Genomic DNA, 3993 nt, shown 5'->3' with positions numbered 1-3993 from the left:
GTGCATCATCAACCTATTCCGGGGAGAAATGTTTACCACTTCAAAAAAGTCCATCATCTGATCCAGGGTATCGGAATGGGAACCGGTAACCTTCTTCGAAAAAATGCGAAACCGTTCTGCGGTAACCCGGTTGATGCTTATGGCCGAAAATAATCGCTTTGTTGTCTTTTTTGTTTTCATTACTGTATTATTTTTAGTTGTTGATAGGGTCTTCCAAGCCGTTAGGTTAATTTTTGCGCCATTGATTATTTTACATCTTTTTTGAGGATATGATTAATAAGCTGATTATAAGTCACTTATATTAAAATGCCAGCTTTGTCAAAATATCCATTACAGTACATTATTCCCCTGTATTTAAGAGCTGTGTGAAGCTCAGGGCTGTTTTTGCGCCAAAGGAAAATTCAAGCATAATCGTAATAAGCTGTAAATCAAGTTAATGGGGAATGTAACATCGCTTTAGCGTGTTACCCTCTTGCTATTCCCTCCTTCCTTTTAAAATGGTGCTTCGATCCAAAAAAAATACTTTGTATTCCACTACCATTTATCCAGACTATTTTACGGGAATACCCAGGATATTTGCCGACTAAAAAACCGCATTTTCAGCAGGCTTTTTCTAAAATGGTTTCCAGCTTTAATCGCCCTTTTTAAAACCATTTACTTATTATATCTGGAGCGTTTTCCTTTTGTTTTTGTGGAATAGTACAAGACAAGTATGCCTTGAATAATGTACTTCCTTTTATTTTCATTTACTTCCTATAGCGCTATCGCCGTTACCTTTTGATGAAACCTCCTCAAAGCGGTTTGGAAATGGGCCAGGCTTATAAATAGGGCAGCGCAGCAACCGGTTTATGCAGCCGATCCAGTTCCAAAGCCTTATCTTTTCCATCAAGAGTTAAGGGCGTGTAGGAAGTGGAATATATCATAATGAAATGCAGCCCGTCCTTATTAAATTCCTTCACGTGAATAGGAGTTACAATGCCAAGCGGACGTAAGCCAAAAAAGTTTGCCATAGTTTATTTTTTAATCGCCTTACCTATATTCATTTTCAAACATTTGTATTCATCTCGTTTTTTTTGGCTTATGTTCAAGATTTTTTTTGGACGAACCTCTTTTTCCTAAGCTGTAGCTTTTTGCGAAATCGTGGAAAATGTGGTGAGGACTTTTGTTCATACCTAACCTGTTCTTTATTTCCTCCAACTTTCCCCTTCCCATTTAATGATATTGAACATTTCTGGAAGTCGGTCACCAATATGGGCGCCATAGCGTTGTGCGATGGCCGATGGGGGATCATTGGTAGTGACAAATGTTTTAAGTTTTCTCCGGTGTCTTTCAAAAAGTACCTTCTCGATTAACTCTTCCCGGTTAAATGCCTTTTGTTCTTTCCCTAGATCATCAATGTACAATTTTCCCCTAAAGTTATCTTGTAAAACAAAGCTGCTGCTGGGGTCTCTTTGCGCCCAATGATATTGGGACACCAAAGAAATAGCGGATATACGGGGGAACCAAAGCTGCGCAATTTGAAATTTTTTAATGATCTCCTTTCCAACTTCGTGAATGAGATCAAAAAGCGTAGATTTCCCAACCCCGTAATCGCCATAAACCAGTAGCCCCTTATTCAAGCTGGCCTTATTTTTAATCATGCCATCAGCATTAAAATCATCCATCAGTAGAAAATAGCGAAAGATGCAGTACACGATTTTTTCATTATGTTTTTCAATGTTAAAAGTTATTTTTTGTCGGGCTACCTGTTTTTGGAACAAATGCCAAAATAGCTTTTTACTGACCAAAGGCACGGGCTTATCCGGCCCAACGACAGGTGGAGGGGCATGTATTGCTTTTATTCCTTTGACAGCACTAATCATAATTTTTTACTTTATCGAGCACTCGGAGATCCATTAGTTTTTTTGGTTCTTTTATCTTTTTTCCCTGGGCGATCAGCTGAATTATTTTTTGTCTAAGCTTCTCGGTACTGAGAATAATTCCTTTCCAAAATTCATCTTCGCCGTCTAAAATATCGTAGGCCAGTTGTAACTGCATTTCGTTTACCCCGTCTATTTCCAACATTTTTCGAATGGGTTTCACGCAATCCCCAAACCGGGCTTCTTTTGCTTTTTTTGATGGCGCATTTTTTCGCTTTAAATTTTTTAAAAACAGCTTTTGAAATTTAAGCGCCCATTCAAAATAAACTTCTTGCTCTTTTTTAATTTCAGATTTTTCAACCTCGAATAAAGCCTTTTGGTTTATATGTTCTAGGTTTATTGGTTTAAGGTTTACTTGTTTATCTATACTAGCAATGCCTTGGTAGGTGCTTTGGACCTGCCGGGGACTGTGCTTTGTACAATGCCCAGACAATGCTTTGTACAATGCCTGGGGAGGTGCTTTGGTAATTTTTACCAAAGCAATAATATTGGCGGTGTATTGATTTTTGCTTTTCTGAACCCATTGTATAAACCCCCAGGCCACTAAATCCTGCAAGCCGCGATTAAATGTTTTGTAATTTTTGATACCCAGGGCTTCCATGGCCAGATCGGTGGGGAAGCCAAATTCTTTTTTCCACCCCAACCGGTTACAACGTTCTATGGCAAAAAAGAAAATAGCACTGTGAACCGGCTTTACCTTGGCCGTATTGTTAAAGCTGAAGTCAAACCAGGCCCTGGAAAGTTCATAGCCATTCATAATAATGGGATTTTAGAAATTGAACAAGGAATGAACTTAATGGATGGGTGGTGTGATTTCTATAAGTGACTGTTCAATTTCACTTCTTTTATAATACACGCGCCTGCCCAGTCCATAACGTTTAAGCCTTCCGCTCTTGGTCCAGTGGTGCACTGTAGAGAGGTCAACTTTTAGCATTTGGGACACTTCTGAACGGGTGAGGTATTCTTCCGGTTCCTTTGGGCGAAAATCTTGCTTAAGGATTTCAATTTCTCCTTTAACGCCTAGTAAGATTTCCTGTACTAATTGTTCTGGAGTGGTTTGGTGAAGCTGAATTAGTTTTTTCATTGCATTAAGTTTAAAGGTTACAATGCAAATCAACATAAAGATATGGCATACCATTAGCATACTACGCCATAGAGAAGCCAGTAATTTAACAAATATTTAAGATTAAGGTTTGGTAATCCATTGTTTTAAATGAAATGCCATTTCATCGAGTAGCGGTGTTAAGTCTGTCGAACGTTTGCGCAGGGATTGAAGCTTCTCTCGCTTATCAAAAGGTAGATCCAGTACCTGCTGAAAAAAAAGGAATACTTGTTTTTCTGAAGCACCGGTTATTTTTTTGGCCTCGATGAGCGCTTTAAGCAATTCGGCCAATTCCAGGGGAGTACCCTGCCATTGAATTTTGTTCTCTTGCCGAAACTCCTTCAGCAACTGGTGGTCTTGCAAGAATAGATATTTAGGGATGTTACGATTTAGCCTATTCTGACGTGAGCGCCTGTCCAGGGCTAAAACGCTCTCTTTAAAATCCAATATATCCTGGGATGAATATTCCGATAACGGATTGTGGGATGTGAAAAACTCGGTGATCACGGAATTCTTCTCAGGAATGTGTGTCTCCGTTAGTTTTTGGTGAAAAGCCCCAATAAAACGAAAATCCGAAAGTAGGTTGGGAGGATGTTCAATGGGCAAGCTGGGCAATTGTGGATCTACTGCCAATACCCCGGTGATGTGTTGGACAATAGTCTCAAATAATAAGAAATGGTATTTTTCCTTTTTCTTTAATGGCACCCCTTTATAATACAGCGCTCTTTTGTAAGTGGTATCGAAATAGGCATTGACCTGGTAGGGCAGTGCCTCGTAATTATTTATAAAAATTAAAACATCGTAATATAAATCCCGCAGAAATACTTCCATATCTATCTTGAAATCCCTGCCGCGTGCCTTTTTAAAATAAAAATCGTAAAAAGAACTATTGATGTCCACCTTCAAAAAAGCCTTCAATGTGCATTCCCTTAAAGCGGGTTGCTGCAATTGGTTGTATTCGCGATTTTTAGG

The 3993-nt window shown here is 39.0% G+C and carries 6 protein-coding genes; all 6 read right to left on the bottom strand.

Going from position 1 to position 3993, the window contains the following annotated elements; all coding sequences use genetic code 11:
• A partial coding sequence (locus BUA71_RS17335) for a BfmA/BtgA family mobilization protein (RefSeq protein WP_317040914.1) occupies positions 1-180 on the bottom strand: 180 nt, incomplete at its 3' end.
• Between the two features lie 638 nt (positions 181-818).
• Positions 819-1010 (bottom strand): hypothetical protein, encoded by a 192-nt coding sequence (locus BUA71_RS17330; protein WP_072882043.1) that lies wholly within the window; start codon positions 1008-1010, stop codon positions 819-821.
• 174 nt (positions 1011-1184) lie between these two features.
• Entirely contained in the window at positions 1185-1862 is a 678-nt protein-coding gene (locus BUA71_RS17325; protein WP_072882041.1) for a P-loop NTPase family protein, read from the bottom strand.
• Positions 1855-2676 carry a hypothetical protein gene (locus BUA71_RS17320; protein ID WP_072882039.1) on the bottom strand — a complete coding sequence of 274 codons (822 nt, stop codon included), beginning with the start codon at positions 2674-2676 and terminating at the stop codon, positions 1855-1857. Before BUA71_RS17320 ends, BUA71_RS17325 begins: the two co-directional genes overlap by 8 nt.
• 36 nt (positions 2677-2712) lie before the next feature.
• Positions 2713-3003: a helix-turn-helix domain-containing protein gene (locus tag BUA71_RS17315; RefSeq protein WP_072882037.1), complete on the bottom strand. Its 291-nt coding sequence runs from the start codon at positions 3001-3003 to the stop codon at positions 2713-2715.
• A 102-nt stretch (positions 3004-3105) separates the two neighbouring features.
• Positions 3106-3993 (bottom strand): RteC domain-containing protein (locus BUA71_RS17700; protein ID WP_175545982.1); only part of this gene is annotated, 888 nt, incomplete at its 5' end.

The sequence above is a fragment of the Salegentibacter echinorum genome, from assembly GCF_900129445.1.
In the GTDB taxonomy this organism is placed as follows: domain Bacteria; phylum Bacteroidota; class Bacteroidia; order Flavobacteriales; family Flavobacteriaceae; genus Salegentibacter; species Salegentibacter echinorum.
This window is presented reverse-complemented; position numbering and strand designations above follow the sequence as displayed.